The sequence below is a fragment of the Shewanella sp. SG44-6 genome, from assembly GCF_014164185.1.
GTDB classification, from domain to species: domain Bacteria; phylum Pseudomonadota; class Gammaproteobacteria; order Enterobacterales; family Shewanellaceae; genus Shewanella; species Shewanella vesiculosa.
Map to the genome: position 1 here is coordinate 12,934 of NZ_JACJER010000022.1, position 26,647 is coordinate 39,580.

At 42.1% G+C, this 26,647-nt stretch carries 20 protein-coding genes; 7 read left to right on the plus strand and 13 right to left on the minus strand.

Features of this window, described 5'->3' with window-relative positions:
* Positions 1–58: 58 nt before the first annotated feature.
* The 3 genes from H5185_RS06050 to H5185_RS06060 all read right to left on the minus strand — a co-directional run bounded on the left by H5185_RS06050 (position 59) and on the right by H5185_RS06060 (position 2,505).
* On the minus strand, positions 59–997 hold the full coding sequence (locus tag H5185_RS06050; RefSeq protein ID WP_124015095.1) for an SPFH domain-containing protein: 939 nt from the start codon (positions 995–997) through the stop codon (positions 59–61).
* A complete protein-coding gene (locus H5185_RS06055; protein ID WP_182696734.1) occupies positions 997–1,926 on the minus strand; it encodes a slipin family protein in 930 nt (309 codons plus the stop codon). The genes H5185_RS06050 and H5185_RS06055 overlap by 1 nt, the downstream gene beginning before the upstream one ends.
* A gap of 117 nt (positions 1,927–2,043) precedes the next feature.
* The gene (locus tag H5185_RS06060) at positions 2,044–2,505 is read right to left on the minus strand and encodes an NfeD family protein (protein WP_124015097.1); all 462 of its coding nucleotides are present in this window, start codon (positions 2,503–2,505) and stop codon (positions 2,044–2,046) included.
* Between the two features lie 475 nt (positions 2,506–2,980).
* Here H5185_RS06060 and H5185_RS06065 point away from each other — a divergent pair, with 475 nt between their 5' ends.
* The gene (locus H5185_RS06065) at positions 2,981–3,733 is read left to right on the plus strand and encodes an outer membrane protein OmpK (RefSeq protein WP_124015098.1); all 753 of its coding nucleotides are present in this window, start codon (positions 2,981–2,983) and stop codon (positions 3,731–3,733) included.
* Between the two features lie 98 nt (positions 3,734–3,831).
* Here H5185_RS06065 and udp read toward each other — a convergent pair whose 3' ends face one another.
* Complete coding sequence (gene udp, locus H5185_RS06070; RefSeq protein WP_124015099.1) at positions 3,832–4,590, minus strand: uridine phosphorylase; 759 nt, start codon at positions 4,588–4,590, stop codon at positions 3,832–3,834.
* A gap of 457 nt (positions 4,591–5,047) precedes the next feature.
* Here udp and H5185_RS06075 point away from each other — a divergent pair, with 457 nt between their 5' ends.
* The gene (locus tag H5185_RS06075) at positions 5,048–5,263 is read left to right on the plus strand and encodes a YdcH family protein (protein ID WP_124015100.1); all 216 of its coding nucleotides are present in this window, start codon (positions 5,048–5,050) and stop codon (positions 5,261–5,263) included.
* Between the two features lie 83 nt (positions 5,264–5,346).
* Here the strand turns inward: H5185_RS06075 and H5185_RS06080 are convergent, their stop codons facing one another.
* Positions 5,347–6,522, minus strand: coding sequence for a type III PLP-dependent enzyme (locus tag H5185_RS06080; RefSeq protein WP_124015101.1), 1,176 nt, complete (start codon positions 6,520–6,522; stop codon positions 5,347–5,349).
* Between the two features lie 354 nt (positions 6,523–6,876).
* On the opposite strand from H5185_RS06080, the gene H5185_RS06085 reads away from it, so the two are divergent.
* Complete coding sequence (locus tag H5185_RS06085; protein WP_124015102.1) at positions 6,877–7,710, plus strand: mechanosensitive ion channel family protein; 834 nt, start codon at positions 6,877–6,879, stop codon at positions 7,708–7,710.
* Positions 7,711–7,940: 230 nt separating this feature from the next.
* Here the strand turns inward: H5185_RS06085 and H5185_RS06090 are convergent, their stop codons facing one another.
* On the minus strand, positions 7,941–8,924 hold the full coding sequence (locus tag H5185_RS06090; protein ID WP_182741601.1) for a nucleoside hydrolase: 984 nt from the start codon (positions 8,922–8,924) through the stop codon (positions 7,941–7,943).
* A 471-nt stretch (positions 8,925–9,395) separates the two neighbouring features.
* Here H5185_RS06090 and H5185_RS06095 point away from each other — a divergent pair, with 471 nt between their 5' ends.
* Positions 9,396–9,812 (plus strand): hypothetical protein, encoded by a 417-nt coding sequence (locus tag H5185_RS06095; RefSeq protein ID WP_182741602.1) that lies wholly within the window; start codon positions 9,396–9,398, stop codon positions 9,810–9,812.
* The gene (locus H5185_RS06100; protein WP_124015105.1) at positions 9,809–10,003 is read left to right on the plus strand and encodes a helix-turn-helix transcriptional regulator; all 195 of its coding nucleotides are present in this window, start codon (positions 9,809–9,811) and stop codon (positions 10,001–10,003) included. The genes H5185_RS06095 and H5185_RS06100 overlap by 4 nt, the downstream gene beginning before the upstream one ends.
* A gap of 481 nt (positions 10,004–10,484) precedes the next feature.
* On the opposite strand, the gene nhaC is transcribed toward H5185_RS06100, so the two are convergent.
* Entirely contained in the window at positions 10,485–11,897 is a 1,413-nt protein-coding gene (gene nhaC / locus H5185_RS06105) for a Na+/H+ antiporter NhaC (RefSeq protein ID WP_182741603.1), read from the minus strand.
* A gap of 415 nt (positions 11,898–12,312) precedes the next feature.
* Between nhaC and H5185_RS06110 the strand changes: the two genes are divergently transcribed.
* Positions 12,313–13,446: an ADP-ribosylglycohydrolase family protein gene (locus tag H5185_RS06110; protein WP_182741604.1), complete on the plus strand. Its 1,134-nt coding sequence runs from the start codon at positions 12,313–12,315 to the stop codon at positions 13,444–13,446.
* Here H5185_RS06110 and ovoA read toward each other — a convergent pair.
* The 4 genes from ovoA to H5185_RS06130 form a co-directional block, all read right to left on the minus strand.
* Positions 13,418–15,580 (minus strand): 5-histidylcysteine sulfoxide synthase, encoded by a 2,163-nt coding sequence (ovoA, locus tag H5185_RS06115; RefSeq protein ID WP_182741605.1) that lies wholly within the window; start codon positions 15,578–15,580, stop codon positions 13,418–13,420. The genes H5185_RS06110 and ovoA overlap by 29 nt on opposite strands.
* 119 nt (positions 15,581–15,699) lie before the next feature.
* A complete protein-coding gene (locus H5185_RS06120; RefSeq protein WP_182741606.1) occupies positions 15,700–16,833 on the minus strand; it encodes a MalY/PatB family protein in 1,134 nt (377 codons plus the stop codon).
* A 285-nt stretch (positions 16,834–17,118) separates the two neighbouring features.
* Entirely contained in the window at positions 17,119–17,778 is a 660-nt protein-coding gene (locus H5185_RS06125) for a thiopurine S-methyltransferase (RefSeq protein WP_182741607.1), read from the minus strand.
* Positions 17,779–17,876: 98 nt separating this feature from the next.
* Positions 17,877–18,224 (minus strand): hypothetical protein, encoded by a 348-nt coding sequence (locus tag H5185_RS06130; RefSeq protein ID WP_124015111.1) that lies wholly within the window; start codon positions 18,222–18,224, stop codon positions 17,877–17,879.
* A gap of 289 nt (positions 18,225–18,513) precedes the next feature.
* Between H5185_RS06130 and H5185_RS06135 the strand changes: the two genes are divergently transcribed.
* On the plus strand, positions 18,514–20,340 hold the full coding sequence (locus tag H5185_RS06135) for a protein kinase domain-containing protein (protein ID WP_182741608.1): 1,827 nt from the start codon (positions 18,514–18,516) through the stop codon (positions 20,338–20,340).
* Positions 20,341–20,500: 160 nt separating this feature from the next.
* Here the strand turns inward: H5185_RS06135 and H5185_RS06140 are convergent, their stop codons facing one another.
* Positions 20,501–22,897, minus strand: coding sequence for a zinc-dependent metalloprotease (locus H5185_RS06140; protein ID WP_182741609.1), 2,397 nt, complete (start codon positions 22,895–22,897; stop codon positions 20,501–20,503).
* A 39-nt stretch (positions 22,898–22,936) separates the two neighbouring features.
* Entirely contained in the window at positions 22,937–26,647 is a 3,711-nt protein-coding gene (locus H5185_RS06145) for a response regulator (protein WP_182741610.1), read from the minus strand.

Consider the following 26,647-nt stretch of genomic DNA (forward strand, 5'->3'; position numbering starts at 1 on the left):
TAACCTTTTTTGTGTCAATGTTCACTGCCCTGCAATCAACAGCGCTTAACCGAGATAATTATTTCTGATCGTCTTTCAAGCCAATACTGTCCATCCAGTATTCAAAATTCACTAAGTTACCCGGTAACACAATGCGGCTATCAGGTTTGCTTAAGCCATCAAGTTGTCTCATATATTGCTCACCGAGTTGCATCCGCAAGGCACTTTGTCCACCTTCAGATGAAATCACCACAGCTAAGCGCTCAATTGATTCAGCCGTCGCTTTAGCTAACGTCAAAATCTCTTGAGCTTTACCTTCGGCCTCATTGATACGGCGTTGCATTTCACCTTCAGAGCGGTTAATGGTTTCCGCCATCACACCTTCTGAACGGTTAATTTTGCTTTGCTTATCACCTTCACTTTTAGCCAGCAATGCCCGGCGCTCACGCTCGGCATTCACCTGCATTTCCATGGCATTTTTAACCGTTTCAGGTGGGGTAATATTTTTAATCTCATAACGGTGAACGCGAATCCCCCACATAGAACCAGCTTCATCGAGCACTTCCACCACTTTAGCTGAAATCACATCACGCTCTTCAAAAGTGCGATCAAGATCTAGAGTTCCGATCACTGAACGTGTTGTTGTTTGGGCTAGCTGAATAGCAGCATAACGGTAATCAGTAATACCATAACTGGCTTTAACGGGATCGGTAACCGAAATATAAATCACCCCATCCACTTCAACATTCACTTCATCACTGGAAAAACACTCTTGCGGCGGTACATCAATGGTTTCTTCCTTTAAGTCGTGGATATAAGCCACTTTATCAAAGAAGGGGATCAGAGCATGGAAGCCTGCATCTAAAGTACTGTGATATTTACCTAAACGCTCAACAATATAAGCTGATTTTGTCGGAACCAGGCAAATAGATTGAAATAATTTCAGCACAAAGATAGCAAAAATAATGCCCCAAATCGCCATCACGATAAGATCGGTATCAATTCCATTAAACGACATTAGCGTGCTCCTTTTTCTGATGAATTGGATACGGCATGAGTCACTTGTTCCATGCCTTCAAAAAAGCCTTCTAACTTAGCCATTTCTGCAGGCACCACTGAGACTTGAGCTTCAGATAAAATCTTACCAACTTGACCAATAAACTGCTCTTTTAACAGCATATTCATTGCATCATTGCCACCATTAACCGTTAAAGATTTACAGATCATTTCCATGCCTTCAGCCTTGGCATTAGCAATAATCGAAATTTCTTGTCCGGTACCTAAAGCCTCATTAATACGTTTTTGTTTTTGACCTTCGGATAAATTAATCGCTTCTTGGCGTTCACCTTGCGACATATTAATCATTGCCGCTTTTTCAGCATTGGCTAAGGTGATTTCAGCTCGCTTACGACGCTCTGCTTCCATTTGTTTTTCAAGGGTATGAATCACTTTTTGCGAAGGTGAGATATTCTTTATTTCATAGCGTAAGACTTTGATCCCCCAAGGATCGGATGCTTTATCAATTTCACGCACAATCGATTCATTTAAACTGTCACGCTCTGAAAACGTTTGTGTCAATGTCAGCTTACCAATTTCTGAACGCATAGTGGTTTGCGCTAAGTTAACTGCTGCACGGCGATAATTTTCAATACCATAACTGGCAAGCTTACCGTCCATCACCTTAAGGTAGACCAAGCCATCAACCTCTAATTGGGTGTTATCTTTTGAAATACAACTTTGTGGTGGCACATCAAGCACTTCTTCACGCGTGTCGTGTCGATAAGCAACGCGATCGACAAACGGAACGAGAAAATGAAACCCTGGCTCGAGTACGGTACGGAACTTACCTAAACGCTCAATGACATGTACTTCTCGCATTGGCACGATTAACATTAATTTGTACAAAATGAATAATACAAATAAAAAAACAATGGTTAACACAAACATATCTGCTCCCTTTTAATCTGACTTTCCTAGATGACGCTTAATAGCTATCACAGCACTATATTATTAGTTTATTAAATAAAAATGTTGGTTAAGTACAAATCACAATACTCAAAATCACTATACTGAATCAATTATAGGCTCAACAACAAAAGCAATATTATCTCGACAAATAATCCTAACTTTGGTGCCCTTTTTTATCAGAGTACCATCACCTAATGCAGTCCAATTAGAGCCTAAGCAGCTAATTCTACCGGTCTTTTGACCTGGGCCTATGGCTTGCTTTACGATAGCGACCTGATTATAGAGGTCCACTTCTTCGTCGGTATTATCCACATGAGAATCCCCTCCGACCAAACGCTGGGTCACATGACGAAAACTCAATAACAGCACCATAGAGGCCATAAACCATAGTGTCAGACTTTGCACCAAGCCTTCGACAATGCCAATAGCCAGTGCTGATGCGACGATAACACAAGCCGCACCCAATAAAATAACAATGCCCCCAGGAATGACAATTTCCGAGAGCATTAATAACAGCCCAAGTACTAGCCAGACTGCAATGGGATTTGAAAATTCCATATTATCCTCCATACAATGAGAATGACCTTAAATTTACTATAACAGCTTTATGAATCATTGCGACATATTATGTCAAATTAACTTGTTTTATTAAATATGATACGCACCTCATCAACTCAACATTGTCTGCAGATAAACGAAAAACATTAACTTATATAGCTAGTGAATTAAGCATCAGTGACCAGTATAAAAATGACACGTCCCCTTCACCATAACAGTGCAAACATATCATCGCTGTGTGTCACATCATATTGGCAGTGTTATTAAGCATTACATTATTATATTAACCACGAAAACAATGAAATCTGTATATTTGGCTCAGTTTTAATTGTGATTTATCACAATATTGAATATATTGCGCCCCATTGTGCACCAACAGAAATAATAGCTCACAAATTTACACTCAAGCGAGCTACAATTAACTCTAAAATGCTCCATTGTGGCGTACTTGGCCACTTAACTAACCGGAAGAAAAATGAAAAAAATCTGCCTATTAGCAACACTTATACTTTCTCAAAATGTTTTTGCTGATGATTTAGTGCAATGGTGGGATGTTAGCGCAACTGTCTTGCATGGCGAAAACTATGACTTAGCACCATCAGAAAGGCAAACCACTATTACGCTGGAAACCGCTGGCGGCTGGAAATATGGCGATTGGTTTGTCTTCCAAGATTTTATTAATTTTAATGGCAATAATAACGGTGTTGATAGCACCACTTATGGCGAAATTTCACCGCGTTTTAGTGCCAGCAAAATATTAGGTCAGCCAGTTGGCTTTGGTGCGATAAAAGATGTCTCTTTAGCACTGACTTTCGAAGAAGGTGAAGGCCCAGTTAACAGCATGCTTTATGGTATTGGTTTAGACATTGACGTACCATTTTTTAGCTACTTACAGCTAAACACCTACCGTCGTGATGCCATAAGCAATGGCAATATCAGTGATGGTTGGCAATTCACCCCGGTATTTAGAATCGACATGCCTATCGGTAATGCCAATATCATTGTTGATGGTTTTATTGATTGGGTATTTTCTGCCGACAATAACGGCTATGACGAAAACCTACACATTAATCCGCAAATCAAATATGACTTAGGCAAAAGTTTATTTGGTGATCACAAACAAAACCAGCTGCTAGTCGGTTTTGAATATGATTACTGGCAGAGTAAATATGGTGTTGCTGGTATTGATCAAAATACCTATTCAATCATTGCACAATATCATTTCTAATCCGCGTAGCAATTGATAATAATCAGCTAACAAAAAAGGTGCCTAGGGCACCTTTTTTAATACGTATTTTTACGTAATCGCTGATTAAAAGCGTTAACTTACGCTAGCAATTTTTTCGCTGCTGCGACAACAATAGAAACGGCACTCACTTCAGTTTTCTTCATTGTTGCTTCATCAGGAATTTCTTGCTGTGTACGGTTAACAATAACACCCGCAACACATGCTGCACGCCAACCTTGAGTCGCACACATAGTAAATAGTGTCGCTGATTCCATTTCATAGTTCAGCACGCCCATTGATTGCCATTCTTTCATAGAACCAACAAAACGCTGAGTAATGCGACCAGACACTGTATCGTAACGCTCTTGACCTGGATAGAAGGTGTCAGAAGAAGCAGTGATACCAACATGAGGTTCTACACCTGCATCACGACATGCTGCTACCATAGCGGTAGTACATTCAAAGTTTGCTGCAGCTGGGAACTCAAGCGGTGCAAAATGTAAGCTCGCACCATCTAAACGTACAGAAGCTTGAGTGACAATAACATCACCTACATTGACGTTTGGTTGAATGGCGCCAGTGGTACCTACGCGCAAGAATGTTCTTACACCTAGTTGTGCTAATTCTTCAACTGCAATAGACGTTGATGGTCCGCCGATACCTGTTGAACAAACAACCACAGCTTTGCCATCGATATAAGCTAAATAGCTAGTATATTCACGATGACTTGCTAAGAATGTTGCATTGTCCATTAGCTCGGCAATTCGCTTAACACGCTCTGGATCACCAGGAACGATCGCTAAGGTTGCGCCATCTAACATTTTTTTAGTTAATCCTAAGTGAAATACATCGGACATTATGAAAACCCCTTTCATTTTTGAATATTAAATTCTTATATCACAGACTTTAACCTAGTCTTTCGAACGATAAGGTTAACTTGATCACATATAAATTCATAATAGATAATATTGATTCGTTAAATTATTACTAATAAATGACCATAACCCACCAAATACATGGACTTCAGCATAATGGAGGACAGGCATAAACAACAATCTATTTATCTAACCCAAAAAGCATTAACGTGATTTACATCAAGTTAACCTAACAGCAATGATTCTAGGCTGAAGCTAACCACCATCACAGAGTGTCACGCACATACAATAGTCGCTTTAATATATGCCATCTTTGGAAGAGCTGTTGATACTGCTGCAGGGACTCATGATTTTATACAATCAATGTCAATTACCATAATGCCATTAATTTGTTCGATATGAGATCGGCATTGTCAACTTAACTTATAAGGAGTCACGTATGTTTCCAGAGTACCGAGATTTAATTACAACACTTAAAACAACTGATAATCATTTTTTAAAAAAATTTAATGAACATAATCAGCTTGATGCAGAAATTACCGAATTAGAAAAACACAGTAGCAGCGATGCTACACCAGAGCTCAAACTAATGAAAACTAAGCGATTACATCTTAAAGAACAAATATTTGAGATGTTAAAAAGCCATCAGGAATAAAACTAAGTTCAGGTCACAGATAAAAATAAAGGACGCACTAGCGTCCTTTTGTCTTACAAAGAATGATATCTAAAACCAATCAGTTAAAGGTAATAATCTTTAAGTGGCGGAAAACCGTTAAAACAGACTGCCGAGTATGTGGTGGTGTAAGCACCTGCAGTTAACCAATACATGCGGTCACCAATAGCAAGATCAACCGGTAAACCATAACTGTAATGCTCGTACATAATATCAGCGCTATCACAGGTTGGTCCGGCAATCACACACTTATCTAACTCCCCTCTGCGGTCAGTGTAGATAGGGAATTTAATGGCTTCGTCCATGGTTTCAATTAAACCAGAGAATTTACCCACATCAGTAAATACCCAACGCTCTAAAGCGGTGTGCGACTTACGTGAAATCAAGACCACTTCAGACACCAATACGCCGGCATTTGAAAGTAATGAACGACCCGGTTCTAAAATGATTTCAGGCAATTCATCACCAAAATCTTCTTCTAGGAAATGCTTAATCTGCTGTGCATAAATGCCTAACTCATTAGTTTTATCCATGTAGTTAGCAGGAAAACCACCACCTAAGTTAATCATTTTAAGTACGATGCCATGTTCTTCTTTTAAACGGTCATAGATACTTTTTACTTTGCCGATAGCAGAATCCCACGCACCGATATCACGTTGTTGTGAACCTACATGGAACGAAATACCATGAGGTTGTAAGCCTAACTCTTTTGCTAACACTAATAAGTCATAAGCCATTTCATTTTGGCAACCAAACTTACGCGATAAAGGCCAGTCAGCGGTGTGGGTACCTTCAGTTAAAATACGTACATATACTTTTGAACCTGGGGCTTCTTCAGCAATCATACGTAAATCAGCTTCAGAATCTGAAGCGAACATACGAACGCCTTGCTTATAGAAAGAGCGAACATCTACACGTTTCTTAATAGTGTTGCCGTAGCTAACACGATCAGTAGAAACACCTATCGACGTCACCATTTCAAGTTCGTAAATGGATGCAATATCAAAGTTTGAACCTTTATCTCGCAATAAAGTTAAAATCTCTTTGGCCGGATTTGCCTTAACCGCATAATAAATATTTGCGAAAGGAAAATTGGTAACCATATCATCGTATTGTTTCGCAACGATTTGGGTGTCAATAACGACAAATGGCGTTGGCTTATCTTCAGCAAATGCCTTAATGCGGTCAAACGTGTCCTTGTCATAATAATCTGCAACATCAATCGATTGAAATTGGCTCATTAGGCCAGTGCCTCCTGTTAGTTGGGCGAAAAAAGTGTCAATGCTATTGTGTAAAAACATGCGCAGTAAACGATATTTCTAATCATTACGCAACGAATTTTTATGCAGGAAGTGTAGTTTTTTATTCTTTAAAGCAATTTAATCAAAATGTCTAAATTGCCAACCCACTTATCCGCATAATTGATTCGCTTTTGTGCCTAAAAGTATAGTCATTCGTGAGGATAATGCGCATGAAGCCGGTAAAATATTTCACTATGATGGCTTTTACACTCGCCTCAGATTTAGCCCTGAGTATGGAAAGTTGTTATTATCTAGGTTGATATCAACTCAATGATCTTCAATAAGGAACATTAAATGAACGAACCCAGTTTAGATCAAGAGCTCCAACAACTGCAAAATGTTTATAGTCTCATCACTGAGTTTGTCATTGAATATAGTTTTCAAATCGCAGGCGCAATTATTATTTTCTTATTGGGGCTTTGGCTTGCCAGTAAAGCTGCCAGCATAGTCGCCGCTCAACTGCAAAAACATAACATTGATATCACCCTCAGTAATTTTGCCTCAAACTTAGTCAGAATAATCATTATCGTAATGGTCGCGGTAATTTGTTTAGGCAAACTGGGAATTAGCGTAACACCTATGGTGGCTGCAATTGGTGCCGCATCTCTAGGTGCAGGCTTGGCATTACAGGGCATGCTAGCTAATTATGCTGCTGGCGTTACAATTATTGTTACCCGCCCTTTTGTGGTGGGCAATACCATTGAAATTAAGGATGTTAGTGGTGTTGTCGAGACAATAAAATTAGGCCAAACCATTTTAACGAATGAAGAAGGTGAGCAGATCAGCATCCCCAACAAACATATTATTGGCGAGATTTTACATAACTCATTCGCTTATAAGCTGGTTGAGAATAAATTTAATATTGATTATCAAGCCGATGCCGATCACATTATCCAATTAATAAACGCTGTACTAGCCGCCTCACCTGCGATTTATCAAGAAAAGAAACCCTTGGTCGGCATTAATGGCTTTAATGCTATCGGTATTGAGATTGGCGTACGCTATTGGGTGCCAACACAACGTTACTATGAAGAAAAATATCACACTAACTTAGCCATTATGAAGGCGCTAACGGCAGCAAACATTACTATCCCTTGTCCTGTGAAGGAAATTCATTTACAGCGCTAGTATTAGCATTTGGGCGGTTAGTCTTCAGCGCTATGGAGGCCAGCACATAACGCTTAGCCTCCCTCATTGCAGCATAAGCTAACGTCTAACTAAAAGTCGCGAGGGTTACACCCAATATAACGAGTCTGCATGCTATGCAATTTTTACATCGCAGTGGCTCAGCCGGCACAAAACAGCCAATAACAGCACCGTTATCTGAGTAAATATAACTGCACTTTTACGTTAATTGACTAACTGGATGGTTTCAAGCGTGCGGCATATTCGATGATACTGCTGCGGTATAACTCCAACAACTCGAGATTTTTTACTGCAACACCAACCTTTTGTGAGGGCTTACTCATCCATTCATCATGCAGATACACACGGCTATCTAGTTTCTGAATAGTCATTCCTTCAGCGACTCCATCGGTCACGACCCGTATTGGCCCTTCTCTGAGAGTAAAAAGCGCTGGATTAATCACATAGGCAATCGCTGATGGATCGTGTACATGGCAAGCCTCGAGGCCAACTTTTTCACTGTAAAACCGTAAATAGAACCGGCTAATATCCCAAATAAACTGGCCTACCTCACCAGCATCATCGCGCAACTTATCAAGATACTCTCGGGTAAAGAAACTTTGCTCGGTGACATCTAAACCAATCACCACCACAGGCCAAGAGGCGGTTAAAACCATATCAGCCGCATGGGGATCATCATGAATATTGGCTTCAGCAAATGGAGTCACATTGCCACTGTGATTGTTCTCACCAAAGGCCCCACCCATGATGACCACTTGTTTAACTAAATCAACAATCGTGGGATCGGCCTGAAGCGCGAGTGCAAGGTTAGTTAACGGACCGATAGCTACCAAGGTAATTTCACCTGGCTCGGCTTTTACTTTATCGATAATATATTGATATGCAGGACGAGGATCCGCTTGCCCCTCGACCTCAGAAGGAACCATGACATCACCAAAACCACCTTCGCCATGAACAACTACTGTAGGTCCTAGCGGAGATCGTACGATAGGTTTACTCGCACCTGTGACAATATCAGCCTGTAACTGATATTTTTGCTTAAGATAAAGCGCATTATGGGTCGCATTTTCAATGGTCACATTGCCATAAACCGTGGTGATCGCTTTTAGTTCAATTGCTGGATGCGCTTGGGCAAATAGAATCGCAAATACATCATCAATACCGGGATCTGTGTCTAATATAATTTTAGTTATCATGGGGATAGCTGTCCTACTCAATTTAGGTGAATTGATTAAAATGATTTTTACTGGCTATTTGGCGATTATACTCATAGACACTTCTATGTATATCAACAAGATAGCCAACACTTTAGCCCAATATAAATACACAGAGGCTCATGAGTGACTTAGCACTATACAAAAATCATCATGATGTAAGTGTGATAGCGCCTAAACTTGCAGCTAAAAGTGCCCTCTGTTATGCGCTTACATTCATATGTAATCACTCATTTATTCATTTATTCGCTAAAAACCATAAGTAAGTTCATTAATAAATCGAATGACATAAGGTGATGCACTAACACGATTAGTTAAGGGTTTTGCTTCTATCATCAATTTAAGCCACGACTAAAAGTAAAGCGTGCTTGACATTTATTGTGAGGTTGCGGTAAATTAAGTCAAGCTTACTTTACTTAATGACAAACAAACACGACCAAAGGAGTATTAATCATGTCATCACAATCAGATCCACGAGACTGGAAAAACGCCAACAAACAAAACACTGCTCGCTTAGCAAAGTGGACCTTCGCTTGGGTGATCACTATGGCCATAGCAAACTTTGGCCCAATATATCTGTGGCAGCAACAAGCCATCACAGCTCTGGCCATTGGGATTAACTTTATGATTGGTATTGGGATGATTATGGCCAACCGCCGCCAACTACTTGGCTTAGATGAGCTACAGCAAAAAATTCAATTACATGCGATGGGACTCAGTATAGGGGTTGGGTTAATAGTTGGTTTGAGCTACTCAAATTTAGACACCACTAACCTAATAAGCGGTCATGCTGAGATTTCACATTTGGTCATTATCATGAGCCTAAGCTATTTAGTTGGCATAATTCTAGGTCATAGGAAGTACCAATGAAAAATCGCTTAAAAGTGCTCCGAGCAGAGCAAGGCTTTACCCAAGCACAGCTAGCTGATTTACTTAATGTTTCTAGGCAAACCATTAATGCGATCGAAACCGGTAAGTTTGATCCCAGTTTACCATTAGCCTTTAAAGCAGCCAGATTGTTTAACTTACCCATTGAAAGCATTTTTGAAGACGAAGTCTAGCTAGTAGCATTAAAAATAAACATTATAAAATACCCATATTATGCAAAATCAAACTTGTGCTTAACAGAGGATATTTTAGGCTTTATTGAGTTAAGTTGGATGCATAAAACCGCATGAAAGACAGAGATAAAATTAGCATTGTGACGCTAATTAAGCTTATTGAACGCTAATATTTAACTTTTCGGTTATGGATTAACGTCATTTTATTGGGTATGTGAACATCATTAAAACAGTGGGCGAACCACTAGAGAGGTAAGACAACTCACCCTTAACGTTAACTGAGTTTGACTATTTAGCCTGTATATTTCAAACGTAAAATAGGCCTTTTATATTAAAAAGGCCACTGTGACGCTTAAGAGGAATAATCCATATTCTCTACAATACATGTTAAACACCCCAGCGGTCGATTCAACTCAAGCATTGACCAGATTTACAGTATTAACCCTAAAAGCCCTACTCACTGATATAAGATTAATCTCCTTTACGTCAGCGCAGGTTTGGTTTTTGGTTTGAGAAGACCAATGCCAAAGGCGGCCATTGCCACTGCTATGATGGCATTAAGGTAGTTGAAAAAAGCATAGGGTGCGTAGTCAAGTACGTTTACCCCTAGCGTGGCAGTATAAAAGGCACCGGCCGTGGTCCACGGAATAAGGCCTGTAGTCATAGTGGCCCCTTCTTCTACTGAGCGCGAAAGAATGGCTGCCTCTACATTTTGTTGCTCATATTTGGGCTTAAACAGTTGGCAACTTAGAATAATCGAAATATAGGCTTCGCCCATAGCAATGTTACCTAAGAAGCCGGACATAATTGTCGTCGCAATAAGGGTAGCGGTGCGCTGCACTCTTTTTATAATACCGGCCAATAGTGCGCTGAGAAATCCCGCGCCATGCAAAATTCCGCCTAGCGCGATAGCCATTAACGCCAGCAGTAAGGTCCAGCTCATGCTGCTAATGCCACCGCGACCAAGCAAAGCATCTAAACTGGCAATACCGGTTGATTCGGGCGTATTTTCCCACAGCGCATTTAGCACAGAGATAGCACTTTGTTGCTGATAAAAAATCGCAATTAACACAGCAAGTATAATACTGCATGACATAGTCACTTCAGCGGGCACTTTTTTAATGCTCAGTACCGCGAGTAAAATCAGGGGTAATAAGGTGATCAGCGGCGTAAGGCTGTAATTGTTAGCAAGTGCTGTTTGAATTGAAGTGACCTCTGCCAAGTCTATATTTTGCTCGCCATAGTTCAATCCGATCACTAAAAATATTAAGAAAGTGAGGATAAAGGTCGGCGTTGTGGTGAACAGCATGGCGTAAATGTGTCGATAAAGATCGGTGCCAGCACTCATAGCGGCAAGGTTTGTGGTATCTGAAATCGGCGACATTTTATCGCCGAAGGTGGCACCGCAGACAATCATACCTGCAACCAAAGGCAGGGGAATATTCATGGCAGAACCGATGCCAATAAAAACCACGCCTAAGGTGCCGACGGTACCCCAAGATGTTCCAGTTGCTAGCGACATCAGGGCGCACAGTAATAAACCGACAGCCAGAAACAAACTCGGACTCAGCCAGCTAAGGCCATAATAAATCAGCGTGGCGATGGTTCCACTGTGCATAAAACTGGCAATCACCATGCCGATCAATATAAATATATAGATGGCAGGCATGGCTCTGGTGAGGGCGTTAGTCATCAACTCACGTATATGTATATAGCCGTAACCAAGACTAAAAGCGTTGAGGCCTATCCACAACAGACACAGGAACATCAATGTATGCAGGCTGATCCCTAGACCAAAAAGCCCACCTGCAATGGTGATGATAATCACGCTAAAACAGATAAGAGACTGCAAAAAACTAGGGCTACGGGGTAAGTTGGGAGTGATTACAGACATTGGCACACATTATGGTAACAATTGAGATAAAGCTGAGTATATCAGTACAGATAATTGGGTAAACTATAAACAAGCAGGATATCAAAAATAAACCTTTCATCTTTTAGCCGCAATGGTTTAGCCCCGATGCAAAAGCCAAATCAACAGATATATCATCATAGATTGCTGTACATAATCTGTTACGTCATCTATATCTTCCACACACTCAAAAAGCGGTTGTACTTGTCGGGGTGAAGATTATGCTTACGAAATAAATTTAACCTATTGCCTTAAAAAACGTCTAGTTTTGTATAAATCACGTATCAAATATAAACACAGACGTTTTTAATCAATATTCACGTCGTAAAAATAATCCATTGTTGCTGTATCTAATCTAGATGCGAGTGCTTTTATACCATGTGAAAGAGGCATTACCATGAATCACAACCCTTCTCAGCCACTTCGCGTTACCTGGGCACTTAAAACAAGCTTTATTGCTGATGCTTTAGCCATGCCAGTGCATTGGTATTATCAACCAATGGAAATCGAGCGTGCTTTTACGGGTGGTATTCAGCGCTTTGAAGCTGCACCTGAGTTTCACCCTTCATCTATTATGTCATTGCACTCAAAACACAAAGGAGGGCGACAATCCAATGATCGGTCGTCTAAGGGACATGCAGCTCACGATCAGCCGCCGCAAGTAATAGGCGATATTATTTTAAAAGATAAGGCGCAGTTTTGGGACAGACCGAATGTGCATTATCATCAAGGCATGCAGGCGGGAGAAAATACCCTTAACGCCCATTGCGCTCGCGTACTGATGCGCACTCTGGCGAGTACGCCACAACGCTACGACCGACAAGCATTTGTTAATGCCTACATTGACTTTATGACCATGACTCCCGCCGCTCATCCCGATACTTATGCAGAGTCCTACCATAGAGGATTTTTTGCTAACTTGGCACAGGGACGCAAGCCTGAAAATTGTGGCATCATAACTCACGACACTGCATCCATTGGTGCATTGGTAACCATAGCGCCTTTGGTGTTTTCAGAACGACTTAAGGGCATAAGCGAAGCCGAAATAAAGATTACCTGCCGAGCGCATCTGGCCTTAACCCATCCTGATGAATCCTTAATGCAGGTGTGTGATAGCTACGTACAACTCTTGTGTGCTCTGATGGAAGGGCCGGATGAGGCCAGCGCTAAAGCACTTTTACTTGAAGCAAGTAAAGGCTTAACGAGTACTCATTTAGCCGGTCTGTTAAAACGTAATGTGCCCGACAATCAGGTAGTCGGCCAAGTATTTTCAAGGGCATGTTATATTTCAGATTCTTGGCCTGTGGTCTTGTATCTGGCCTGTAAATACCAACATGATCCTTGGCAAGCACTGCGAGTGAATACTAACTTAGGCGGCGACAACGTACATCGCGGCATAGTGCTGGGTACCTTGCTTGGATTGCAAAGCGATATTGTGGCCACCAGCTGGTTTGAACAACTGGTAGACCACAAATTGATTGCTGAGGAAATTGAGGCGCTTATCAGCGAGGCAAGCGCTCCCAAACCGTAAGTTCAGACAAGGTATGCTGAAACTTGTGCTGAGTTTCACGGATCACAAACGGCACTTTGCGCGGCTCACCGATCAACTTAAAGTGGCTTGATAGTTGATCTTTCAAGCCATCTAACGTGCTGTAGTTTTCACCATCTTTTTTGAAACCCCCTATCCATTCTGCCTTGGGTGTATGTTCTTCCAGCCAAGTGTAAGGCGATGCAATAATAAGCAAACCGCCATCATTGATGCGCTGTGCCATATCCGCCAAAAAACGGCTTGGCTGGTAGAGCCTATCAATCAAATTAGCTGCTAGCACTAAATCATAAGCAGTGAATTGGGGTTTGAGGTTACAGGCATCACCTTGATGAAATGCGACACGGTTTGCATAAGCTTCCAACCCTAGTTCTTGCAGGGTTCGAGTATGATAGCTCACTAATTCGCCTTCTTCCGCTCGGGCATAACGCACTGCGCCTTGCTGTGCCATTTTAGCCGCTAGGCGAGTAAAGTTGGCAGAAAAATCAATACCGTCTACTTCATCGAACTCACGCGCCAACTCAAAACTTGCTCGGCCACAGGCACAGCCTAGATCAAGGGCTTTAACAGTGGGTTTACCCTTCATTGCCTCAAGTGCAATATCAGCTAAGGCTTTAGGGAAATTATCTACGCCATACCAGGTGTCACCAAAGTGAAACTCTGCATATTCTGACAGCAACTGGTCACTTTCGTAGTAAGCCTTATGAGACGTTGCCTCCACTTCAGAGGCAATATAGCGAAATCCTGCATGCTGCAAAAAGTGACGCCTAAATGCATAACGTGCACTAAGGCGTGCTTCATTACCACTTGAAATCCATGAACCACCTTTGATCAGGTTGTGTTTGCCATCAAAAGTCGGCGTGGTGAAATCGTCATACAATGGGTGTACTTTAAAGTTATCGAACGGGTAAATCGGCGTTTCGGTCCATTGCCATACATTGCCCACCACATCAAACCAATTACCATGTTGATAGCGCGTTACCGGGCAGCATGAGGCAAAATGGTCAAGATGCAAGTTAGCATTGGCAGCACTATTCCCCAACTCTTCGACGCCCGCTTGTGTGCACAAGCGATACCATTCGTCTTCAGTTGGCATGCGAATTTGTTGCCCGGTTACTACTGTTTTCCATTCACAAAACGCTTTCGCTTCATGGTAGTTAACTTCAGCAGGCCAGTCCCAAGCCATATCAACTTCTTCCGTCATCAAGCGCAAATACCAGCCATTATGCCAACGCCAAAATGCTGGGTGTTTCGCCTCAGTAAATTGCCGCCAAGCCAGGCCTTCATCGCTCCAGAAACGATTTTGCTCATATCCACCGTCCTCAACAAACTCGAGAAACTCCTGATTACTGACTAAATATTGGCTGGCTTTAAATTCAGCGACCTCTGCCTGATGTTGGCCATATTCGTTGTCCCAGCCATAGAAGGCACTATCAAGTGATTTGCCAAGATTTACTGAGCCAGCGGCAACGCTGATAAGTTTGTTTTTTGGAGCTTGGCCAGTATCTTTGCAAGCTTGCCATTGAGGTAATGGCTGGACTTTGGCCAATTCATGTTGACGAATGAGTACCGACGACGTCTCAAGGTGAATACGCTCATGCTCAATACCCATGACGATAGGCCACCAGGTGTTGTCCCAATCAATGGGTAGCACCAGGTCCAAGGTATCAATTAATGTTAATACTGTGGCACGTACTTTAGCGCGATAGTCTTTTACCGCAGCAACACTGGGCCAGTCATAACTGTCTTCAGACAGATCATCCCAGCTCATTTCATCAACACCCACCGCAAAAATTGATTCCATATGAGGATTAATCCTATCGGGTATCAGTTTTGCCAATAGTAGCTTGTTGATGAAAAAAGTGGCCGTATGCCCAAGATAGAAAATAAGCGGGTGGCGCAAGGGGATAGGTTTTTGATAAAAACCGGCATCATCGCGCAAACAATCAAACAGTTGCGTATAGGTATCAAAGGTGTTGGTGAAGTAAAGCGCTATTTCTTGGCGCTTATCATCCACGGTGCCACTGTTGAGTTTAGGGGTTCTGCGCAATGCTCCAGAGTCAACAAACTTTGTCGATCGTTTAGCCATTTCTTGAGCGTTTTGTATAGGTAATGTCATCGTGGAACACGTTCCCTTAATTCTTATTCTACATTTATACGAGTAACTACTGGATGAAGGGTCAATTTTTTTACTTTATATTGATATTACCCGTAAAAAAACAAAAGTTTTGCCGGCGGTTAAACGTCTCTGCCCTGCAGTTTTTTAATGGCTTCGACTAAATAATCTCGTGAACAGCCGAAATTCAAGCGAAAACAGTCTTTATCACCAAAGTCTCTGCCCGCTGATGGGCCGACACCTTTGGCTTCACACCAGGCTTGCGTATCGGTAACTTGCAACCCGCTGGCATCAACCCAGAGTAAAAAAGTTGCCGCGGGTACGATAGCTTTTAAACCGTCGATTTTGTTAATTTCAGTGACTAAATAATCGCGATTTTCTGTTAAATAAGCCACTTGTTGTTGATGCCACTCATCACAATGTCTGAAGGCTGCATTGGTGGCAGTAAGGCCTGTCACAGTGACCGATGGCATAATTCCACGGGCGGCATGGTTAAAGGCTGCTCTTAATTTTGCGTTGGGAATAATAGCAAAAGACGTACCTAATCCCGCAATATTGAAGGTTTTACTCGCGGCCATCAATGTCACTGAATGCTCAGCCAACTCTGGGTGCGCACTGGCAGGTAAATGTGGCACGTCATCTAAAATTAAATCACAGTGTATTTCATCCGAACACAGCATGACGCCATGCTTTGTGCATATTGCTGCAATTGTGTCGAGTTCTGCTTGGTTTAAGACTGTTCCAAGCGGATTCATTGGATTACACATAATAAATAAGCTGGCTTTGGGATCCGCGGCCGCCGCTTCTAAGGCATTAAAATCGAGTGTCCAGCGCCCTGCCACTTTTATCGAACCTATACAGGTTCGGTTGAGATGATTAATACCCGCTGCAGCTAATATAGGAGGATAATTGGGTGTTTGTACGATAACCGTATCCCCTGTTTGGCAATATGCTTTAATAGCCACATTAAACGCCGGCACTATACCCGGAGTCCACACTAGCCAACTGGGATCAATCTTCCAGTTATATTGACGTTGACACCACGCCACAACGGCCTCACAGGCATCTGTATCGTGAGCCGGTGAGGTATAACCGAACAGACCATCATCAATGCGCTGATGTAAGGCAGATAAAATAGGTTCAGCACAGCGAAACTCAGTATCAGCAATCCACATAGGCAATATATCTGTACCTTTGTATTTTTCCCATTTATGGGCTTTTGACCATCTGCGGTCAGGTTTATCACTGAAATTCATTGCGGATCCTTTGATTATTCATGTGGTAGCCTACAGAAAATAGCTGACTTAGCCTGTTGCTATTAACCCTTGGTTTGGCCTTAGTTATGCTTTTACTCTACCTGTGCAGCTAGACTCGGTCCGTGAGCTGGCAAATTTAGCGGCAATTTATGCCGACGCTGAAATCGATTTGTGTCCACCGATAACGCTGAAAGCATAACCCTTATGCTCTCCACTGCAATGGCTTAACAAACTATTGAGCCTAAAAAACCTACAGAGTATATCGGTAGGTTTTTGGGGGCATTGTTATGATTTTCGAGTCAATTTATACACAGCTTCATTAAGCCAAGGAACCTGTTTATAAACAAACCTAGAGTTATCGGCCAACACGTCAGCACACTCAAGTAACTCGACCGTAAAATAAGCTGTTAAGTAGGTTTCAATCCAGGTTGGACTCACAGCAAACGGTGGTCCTTTTAGGGTTTCTTGTGGGTAATCAAGGGTAATGAGTAAACCACTAACATCAGCAGGCACTAGTGCAGCTAGTGTATGAACATACTGTTGGCGCATTTCTTCAGGCCAAGCAATCAGTGCCGCGCGATCATAAAAGCCGCTAATCGATGATGTTAACTGGGAAGGTAGAGTAAAAATATCACCTTGATATAAGGTCACTTGCTCGGCAGAGAATACCGCGTGATCATTAATACGAGACTCTTGATACACTATATCGTTATCAGTAAAAAAATCTTTTACCGCGACTAAGCTTAATTCACAGCCTAACACCGTATGACGCTGTTCGGCCAAATAAAACATATCTAACGATTTACCACATAAAGGAACAAACACCTCACTATTTTCAGGTAAGCCCAAATGCGGCCAATATTTTACTAAAAATGGGTTCACTTGGTTTAGATGAAAACCGATTTGTTGTAATTGCCATTTTTCATGCCAAAAGCTGGGTTCCATAATGCTATTCTTCAGTCAAGTTGCTAGTGTTGTGCAGGCTACTTTAAAGACTAAAAAAAAGGGATGCAACTGCCGTTACTGATTTAGCAATATGCGACCTAGGCTTTGCCGTCTAGAGTCATTTGTACTTGCCTTAACCAACGACAGTTTTCACATTGGCACTTTCTTCGCGACATATGGTGTGGGCTTAAATTAGAATCGATGTAATCAACTGCGATTAATAATTGCTGCTTTAATTCGTCGATTGACTTCAACTCAAGTGCGACCATTTCATCATTATGATTAATCCACACACATTCTTCACCCTGATGACATGTTATGCATTGCTCATCACTTTGATTAAAAAATACCGCATGAGGACAATGGGTCACTTCCATAGACTGTAAAATTCGCTGCCGAGGAAAATTAAACAACTGAATTAATTCAGCTTTATTTATATTATGCATATAACCTCTCACAAAAAACATTCATTAACTGCTTCAACCATAATACCCAGTGTTGATTCATTTTGATTTGATATAGGTCAAGGTTTACATATCGGATTTTTTTAGATAGGAAGCCGCTGTTAATCAGTTAAAAATAGCGACTGATATAGGCTCTTTGAGTGATTTGCAGCTAAAAAGGTTAAATAGACTTTATGATATATCAATGGATATCGCATGTTTTAAATAACAGCACTTGCCGTCGTAAGGTTAATCAAGGTTTAATGAGTTAACAGTCAATGGAGGCTAATCTTTGCAAACACCGCAACTGCAGCACTTTTATATTAACGAAGAGCAGTCTATCTACCTGCTAAGCGCTAATGACGCCCGTAAGCATAAAGCATGGGTTCGTCTGTGTAAGCAACAGCTCAGCAAGCTGGGATATCAACAAATTGAATTTATTGGTAAAGGCGCTTATGGTTTTGTGTTTGCAGGAGTCAATGAGTTTAACCAGTCGCATGTGTTTAAATTCTCAAGAGTAAATTTACCCCAAAGTGTTCAAGATAGGCTGGAAGAAGAAGCCTATATGCTCAGCCAAGTGCATCATCCTAACGTGCCTGGAGCAATTAAATTTGAACGCGTTGGTAAGCAGGGAATATTAGTCATGGAGCGGGCTCAAGGCGAAGATTTAGACAAAATTTGTCAGCGATTAGGTGCCTTGCCTCCAGTAATGGTGGTGAGTATTGCCAGGCAATTGGCTAATATTTTATATTATCTGCGCAAAGGCAAGCCTCTAGTACACGGCGATATTAAGCCATCGAACTTAGTTTATGATATTGAAACCGACAAGCTATCATTAATCGATTGGGGGTCTGCGGTATTTGCTCAGCGAGATGAACACAACCGCGCGGTTGATGACAATGTTATGTCTTTATTATCCAGCGATCAGCAACATACCAATGCTCGCATGGGAGATGTTTACTTTATTGGTGACGAGCAACTGAGTGGCGCATTATCAACACCAAGATTTGACGAGCAAGGCGCAGCTGCAACCCTGTATGCACTCGCCTCAGGCCAAATCAGTCGTTTCGGCACCAAAGTCATTCCAGCCACCAGCATAGGATTGCCCATAGAACTGGCAAAAACACTCGATGCAATGCTCAGTGACGATGTAGAACGGCGCAATCTTGCTGGTGATTATTTCCTCAAAAGTTTGCGTCACAGCCATAGAATGTATTTACCGATATTATCGACTCCGCCGTTAACACCCGACATTCCAGTGTGGGCTCAACCGCGCTCAAAAACGGTTGAAACCGTGAGTTATAGTTCACGAAAATCATTTTTAAAAGAGCACAATACTCAAGATCCCATTGCTAAAATGGATGATGTGCAACTGGATAAATATTATCGTAACTTTATGGCCGGTATGGCTGATACCGAAAAAGGCTTTATTGCTGCAGTAGGCCGTTTAGCACAGTATCCGATTGTCGGTGGTCTCGTGATCCATTGGCAAGAATCAGGGGTGTTTATTGACTCCAATTTAGCCATTTACGATCCCGACAGCAAAGCACCGTTAATATTAGCGGTGAATAACATGGTCACTATGGCGCGGGGAATTAAACGAATCGGAGTATTTAAAGCTTGTTTCTTCAATGCTAAAGATACCTTACATCTTGAGCGGAAAAGCACTGAGCACCAATATAAAATAACCGGTGAACTGCAAATGCCTTTTGAAGTCGGTGATGTGCCCACTTTAGAAGACAAATCTCGGCTGCATTCATACTTTGAAGACGGTAAAGATCCAGAAGAAAACTTAGAACTACCAGCTGAAATCATGACAGAACTTGGCTGGTTAAACCAAATACATCACACAGGTTGTATTATTTTTGAAGCGCTACCAAACCACTTAAAAATTCATAGCTATTTACGGTTATTAAATCCACGTAAACAAGCTTCGTTTCGGGCCTGTTTAGATCGTATTATCGCTCATGCCAATAAAATTCAAGGTCATGGGATTTCAGGCTTCATGAAACTGCCCTACAAAAATACCCGTCAATTTAGCCATATCGATCGTAAAGCAGATAACTTCTATCCTAAAAACCCTAAAGAGATTGATCATCAAGTTGCGCATAATGAGTGATGAAACTATATGCCGGCATCCACTTTAATATTTTTAACCACATAACAAGTATGTTTTTAAGCTGCCACAAGCTAAAACGCGACCCGATAGGGTCGCGTTTTATTAGCCGTCAAAATTATTAGCATTTAAAAATATTTGTCGTCAAAAATAATGGGCTATGTTAAATCGGCGAGCCAGGTGGCATGTCCACAGGCTTAGTAATGAGTCGATAACTTGAGTCATCCATCCCTTTGGTTATCCCTTGAAATAACCAATCATAATGTGCTGATTGATAATCGCTACCACGATTACTGCGCCGTTTAAGCTGCTTGATAATATAATCAACTCTTGCCGCCAACTGGGCTTTCACTTCAGGGGCTGTTTTAGGATTATGATACGTCGCTAATAGGCCATCAATCACCACAGTGTTCACCCGCATTTGCTCTGCTAAGCCTTGTCCACTAGGTAAATCTTGGTACAAGGTTGCGCCAACAAGTTTATCAATTAATTTAACCACCGACAGCTGCTGACTATCGCCCATATAGGCCTGACTGACTCGATTTAAACGCTCTGGCGCTAATAGTTGAGTCACAACATGACGGCTCATGACTTCAGCCATCGCAGCAGGATCGGTAATCACACCTAAGTTTGATCCAAAACTTTCACGGGTTTTAGCATAGTTTCCCGCTTTAGGTACCAAAGCTTGCAATACATTATTCGGCACTAATAAACTCTTGGTTTGCAAACTCGTCAACAAGGTATCGAGTGCAGCAAATTGCATTTCAGGGCGAATATAATTCCAACGTACACCAGCGCCGACTTGTTGATAACTGTAATCTGTTCCGCCGATCCACTTTGCTGCGGCGTCGATTTGATAACGAGTCAGCAAGTAGATAGGCACAAACACATCGGCTAATTCGCCATGGGGCTCATCGGCTAATAATGCATCTGAATTAAAATCGTCAATCGCTTTACGGCGCACGGTTTCTAAACGCACTAACTCAGCAACAGCATCGTTACCGCGATCCCATAAACTGGCATATGCATTACTGGCGCTAACACTGCGAGAATCTGCTTCACCAATATAACGAAAACCTTTAGTCAAGGTCGATGTTAACAATGCATCCGTTTGTTTTATATCACCATAACCATACGCTATGGTGTATTTATCCCACTCACCAATACCTTCACGATATGGGGTGGCGATATCGATTTTATCGTTTTGAATACTGGCATATGGATGCGGATAATCCATCACCGAGGCATCATCATTTGTTGATGCGGCAAAGTTATGATCCAGTCCTAAAGTATGGCCCATCTCATGCGCGGCTAACTGACGAATACGAGCAAGTGATAATGCCATTGCCGCGTCGGCGGCGGCTTTACGATCTGGCCATCCAGCAATCAGTCCCCTAGCGATGAGGTGATCTTGGCGAACTCTCAAACTGCCTAAGGTGACATTACCTTTAATAATTTCACCCGTTCGCGGATCGGTAACCGCTGCGCCATATGACCAGCCTCGGGTGGCGCGATGTACCCATTGGATCATGTTATAACGCACATCTTGAGGGTCAGCACCTTCGGGCAGTAATTCCACCTTAAAACCATCGATAAAGCCAGCGTCAGTAAAGGCCGTTTCCCACCAGCGGGCGCCTTCAAGTAAGGCGCTGCGGATCGGCTCTGGTACACCGGGATCAAGGTAATACACAATGGGCTTAACCACTTTGCTAGGCGCATCCCCAGGCGTGACCTTCTGTAATCGGTGGCGTAATAAATGACGTTGTATCAGCGGTTGATCAACCGCAGTAGAATAATCGGCATATTGATCAGACAAATAACCGCTCATAGGATGATAATTGCGGGCTTGATAACCGGCCTCTGGCAGTTGTACAAATGAATAACGCACCCGTACAGACAGCATTTTACCGTCTGGAGTGACTTGCTCAACTTGCTTACCCGCTTTGCTAGCCGTAAAGGTTAAATTAACATCAACATCTGCATTTCGTGCAAACGATTTAATCCCTTGCGGTAAAATGACGGAACGGCTGCTGTCTAAGCTATAGGTGCCTTGATTGGTTGCCGCCAACACATCAGTTACACCATGCAAATCATTAATCACTAGGTCATTAATTGCAACGATTGCCGTTTTACCTGCCACAACTTTACCGCGCCATAAAATCGACTCAGCAAAGGCTTGTGTAACCGCTTGGCGTTCAGCGACATTATCACTAGAAGCACGAAAATTAGGATTAAGCTGCTTTAAAATAATGAAAGGGCCGTGCTGTTCAAATTGCACCATGCGGGTTTGGCCTAATTGGCCACGATCTAAACCAATATCATTTGAACCCACACCATGAGGTAAGCTGGTCAGCAATAAAAAGGGTTGATTGAGTTTATCTGCTTGTAGGTATAACTCAGCGGATTTAGCATCGTAAAATAGATTGATAAAGCCTGTTGCAGCCTCAGCATTATTGATTATTGTTTGGGCTGAGTCGCTAGCCGCTATTGCGGCTGTAGAAAATAATGTTGCTGGCGTAATCGCCAGCAACAGTGCCAATGAAATACTACGGCGGACCATAATTAATCTCCTTGTCGGTAATGTCCTATCGTCAAAAGACTACTCGTCTTGATGATTGTGTTTATATGTAATCCAATGCGATAAGGTTTCAAATAATTCAGTAAGCACAATTGGCTTAGTGATATGGGCATTCATGCCTGCGGCTAAACTTTTCTCTTTATCACCGGACATTGCATGGGCAGTCATGGCAATAATCGGCATTTGTTCTTTACTAAAACGTTTGCGTAATTCTGCGGTAGCGGTTAATCCATCCATTATTGGCATTTGAATGTCCATTAACACGGCATCAAACGGCTTAGAATCGATCACATCTAACGCCACTTGGCCATTATCGGCAATCACCACTTCATAACCGGCACTTTTGAGTAATTCAGATGCCACTTGTTGATTAATAAAGTTATCTTCAACCAATAGCACTAAACCGGATGCTTTAGTAGGTTCGGCTTCAATAATAACCGGCATAGCATTAAGCTTTGGCTCTTTGGCAAAAGCATTAATAATTTCATCAAACAAGGCCGAAGCTTTGAACGGTTTTTGTAATACGGCATAAACAGAATCTTTTTGTAATTCATGGTCTAATGGTTCTGCGGCATAAGCTGTCATTAAAATAATAATCGGACGTTTTTCTAAGCTGCCGTCTTCAATCATTTGATCAACGGCTTTAATCACGTCACAACCGTTCATTTCTGGCATCATCCAATCTAGCAACAATAAATCGACCGGCTTTTTACGTAAAATCTCCAGAGCCTTTTGGCCGCTATCGGCGGTATTCACTCCAAAGCTGAAATCTGTCATTAATGTAGAGTAAATCTGTAATGCACTTGGATTGTCATCAACCACCAGTGTAGTGAGATTATTTAATTGTTCTGGCACCACTAATGGCTCGACGACTTGTTCTTCGGCAATTTCAAAGCTAATGGTAAAACTGAAGGTACTGCCCGATCCTAGCTCGGACTCAACTTGCATGGTGCCGCCCATCATCGACACTAAATGTTTACTGATCGATAAACCTAAACCAGTACCACCATATTTACGTGTGGTTGAACCATCGGCTTGTGAAAAGGCATCAAACAGCATTGCTTGTTGATCTTTACTGATCCCAATACCGGTATCGCGTACCCAAAACTTCATGGTAATGCGATCGTCACGCTCACCCACATCTTCACAACCCAGCTCAACTTCACCCGTTTGGGTAAATTTAACCGCATTAGACAATAAATTAACGATGACTTGGCCTAAACGTAGCGGATCGCCGTACAGGATAAGTCCTGCGGTGACAGGCGCATACAGCAGTAATTCAACGCCTTTTTCTTGCGCTTTCATGGCATTAATATCAATAACATGATCAAGCACTTTATCCAGCGGGAAAGCGACTCTTTCTAACTCTAATTTACCGGCTTCGATTTTAGAAAAATCTAGAATATCGTTGATAATACGCAGTAACGACTGCGCTGAGAAACCAGCTTTATGAAGGTAATCTTGCTGTTGCGGGGTTAAATTAGTCCGTTGCGCCAACTGCAGCATGCCAATAATCGCGTTCATTGGCGTGCGAATTTCATGACTCATGTTAGCCAAAAACTCACTCTTATACATATTGGCCAATTCAGCATCTTGTTTGGCTTCAAGCAAGGCCACTTCGTTACTCTTCTGACGGGTAATGTCTTTATGAGTACCGAGCATCCGCTTACTGCAACCGTCCTCAGAAAATTCGACTGCGCGACCTCGGGATAACACCCAGTAATACTGGCCATTTTTACCGCGCATTCTGAACTCAATTTCATAAGTACCAACCGGATCACGCACATACTGAGAGCGATATTCCTGCACCCGGTCACGATCGTCAGGATGATACAATTCATCGATTGATTCGAGTAATGGCGGAAATTCATGGGCTTGATAACCTAACATCGAATAGAAGGCCGGATTACAAATAATCTGTTCCGAATCAATGTACCAATCCCATAATCCATCTTCTACCGCATCCATAGCAAGATGATAACGTTGCTCAGACATCCGCAATTGTTCAGCAGCCTCGTATTCACGAGTAATATCACGCCAAACGGAAATCAAACCTAATAGGTCGCCACGGCGATTATAAAATGGCAGTTTAAAGGTATCGAGTAATACTGGTTTACCTTCAATATTCACCCGCTCTTGGTAACGTAATGAATGCTGTTGGGTCAATACTTTGTTATCTTCCTCACCAATGCGCTGGCCCTGCTCAGGGCTAACCACTTCTGATGAGGTTAAGCCAATAATCTCATTTTCGCGGTAACCCAGCATTCTTTCTGCTGATTTGTTACAGCCTAAATATTTACCTTCTTTGTCTTTAAACACAATCGCTTCAGGGATTGAGTCGATTAATGACCGCAGTAGTGCAAATTCACGTTCACGGCGCTCAGTCGTTTCACGTAAACGCTGAGTTCGGCGCGCCACTAAGTTATCTAGGCGTTTATTTTGTTCGGCTAAATGATGAGTATATTGGCGGTTTTCTTCAAAAATACGGCTCACCAATGCAAACCACGGCTCCCAGCCATGAGTCATTTTTTCCGGCGGTCTGATTGGTGTTTGAGAACACGCTTCCAAATGTGTTAGCAAGCGTGAAGCTGGGCTAACGAATGCACGACGCGTTTGCCAATGCACAATAGTAACCAGCAGCGACAGGGCCAGCACCACTAACAAAAAGCTCAGTTGCAGCTTGTCCCACGAATCTTTAAATAAATCATCTTCATCTTGCAAATACAGCAAGCGCCATGGGGCGTTATGCAGTGCAACGCTGTGAATATAATAGCCGTTACGTAAAATGCCTTCGTGGGCATCAAATAACTCAGATTCAGACAACGAATGTAACTCTGCCGGAATGCGCTGGCTAATATGATAAACCTTATTCATCTCATTAGAATCAAAGTCACTGTGAGATAAAATATTGTTTTGCTGATCAAGCAAAATCACCGTACCAGGCATTTTAAAGTAAGTACGAATTTGCTTATCTAACGACGACAAGGTCATGTCTAAATTAATTGAACCAATAAACTCATCGTCTAAATATACCGGTAAACCTAGCGTAGTAATTAAGCCTTGGTGGGCTGAGTCAATGTAGGCCTCACTCCAAAATACGCTGCGTTGCGGGTTCATTGACGGGGTCGATAATTGAAACTGTTTCTTATTGAGTAATTCATCTCTAAAGCGTAAGTCATTACTTTCCCATGGGTAAAATGACATCATTCGACGTTTAGAAATATAATAAATTGATGAGGCTTTAGGGGCTGCTTCTTTGGCAACGGGGAAAGATAATGATAGCTCAAACAGCATTTCCAACTCTTGGTAGAAGCTCTCACTACGTCCTTCTAGTGAGCCCGCACCAGTAATCCTGCCCATGTTAGTAAATGGCAAGCCGCTGTTAGCGTAATTGGGTTCTAAGGTAAAATACTGGCCATCTTCGTTAAACTTTTCATATTCTGGTAAGCGTTGTTTACGCACAAACTCACCTAAGCGTAGATGATCAACAGCCACATCACGTAAACTTTTCACAGCGCGAATACTCGACTCGAGCAATAAGTCGATTTGCATAACATGACGGGCAACCTGCCCTTCTCGCTGTTGAATTTGCTGCTCTTTTTGACGTTCAAACATAATGCCTGCCGTCAGTAACGCCATCACAATTACCCCGATATAAGTGTAGAACACCGCTCGGTTATAATTACGTTGAATAGGAGATTTTAGTTGTAAATCTGGCTCAGTCGGTTTCAT

Bases quoted from the DNA above. Each gene is read 5' to 3' on its own strand.
- H5185_RS06050 (WP_124015095.1), bottom strand. From the start codon at position 997: ATGTCGTTTAATGGAATTGATACCGATCTTATCGTGATGGCGATTTGG.
- H5185_RS06055 (WP_182696734.1), bottom strand. From the start codon at position 1,926: ATGTTTGTGTTAACCATTGTTTTTTTATTTGTATTATTCATTTTGTAC.
- H5185_RS06060 (WP_124015097.1), bottom strand. From the start codon at position 2,505: ATGGAATTTTCAAATCCCATTGCAGTCTGGCTAGTACTTGGGCTGTTA.
- H5185_RS06065 (WP_124015098.1), top strand. From the start codon at position 2,981: ATGAAAAAAATCTGCCTATTAGCAACACTTATACTTTCTCAAAATGTT.
- udp (WP_124015099.1), bottom strand. From the start codon at position 4,590: ATGTCCGATGTATTTCACTTAGGATTAACTAAAAAAATGTTAGATGGC.
- H5185_RS06075 (WP_124015100.1), top strand. From the start codon at position 5,048: ATGTTTCCAGAGTACCGAGATTTAATTACAACACTTAAAACAACTGAT.
- H5185_RS06080 (WP_124015101.1), bottom strand. From the start codon at position 6,522: ATGAGCCAATTTCAATCGATTGATGTTGCAGATTATTATGACAAGGAC.
- H5185_RS06085 (WP_124015102.1), top strand. From the start codon at position 6,877: ATGAACGAACCCAGTTTAGATCAAGAGCTCCAACAACTGCAAAATGTT.
- H5185_RS06090 (WP_182741601.1), bottom strand. From the start codon at position 8,924: ATGATAACTAAAATTATATTAGACACAGATCCCGGTATTGATGATGTA.
- H5185_RS06095 (WP_182741602.1), top strand. From the start codon at position 9,396: ATGTCATCACAATCAGATCCACGAGACTGGAAAAACGCCAACAAACAA.
- H5185_RS06100 (WP_124015105.1), top strand. From the start codon at position 9,809: ATGAAAAATCGCTTAAAAGTGCTCCGAGCAGAGCAAGGCTTTACCCAA.
- nhaC (WP_182741603.1), bottom strand. From the start codon at position 11,897: ATGTCTGTAATCACTCCCAACTTACCCCGTAGCCCTAGTTTTTTGCAG.
- H5185_RS06110 (WP_182741604.1), top strand. From the start codon at position 12,313: ATGAATCACAACCCTTCTCAGCCACTTCGCGTTACCTGGGCACTTAAA.
- ovoA (WP_182741605.1), bottom strand. From the start codon at position 15,580: ATGACATTACCTATACAAAACGCTCAAGAAATGGCTAAACGATCGACA.
- H5185_RS06120 (WP_182741606.1), bottom strand. From the start codon at position 16,833: ATGAATTTCAGTGATAAACCTGACCGCAGATGGTCAAAAGCCCATAAA.
- H5185_RS06125 (WP_182741607.1), bottom strand. From the start codon at position 17,778: ATGGAACCCAGCTTTTGGCATGAAAAATGGCAATTACAACAAATCGGT.
- H5185_RS06130 (WP_124015111.1), bottom strand. From the start codon at position 18,224: ATGCATAATATAAATAAAGCTGAATTAATTCAGTTGTTTAATTTTCCT.
- H5185_RS06140 (WP_182741609.1), bottom strand. From the start codon at position 22,897: ATGGTCCGCCGTAGTATTTCATTGGCACTGTTGCTGGCGATTACGCCA.
- H5185_RS06145 (WP_182741610.1), bottom strand. From the start codon at position 26,647: ATGAAACCGACTGAGCCAGATTTACAACTAAAATCTCCTATTCAACGT.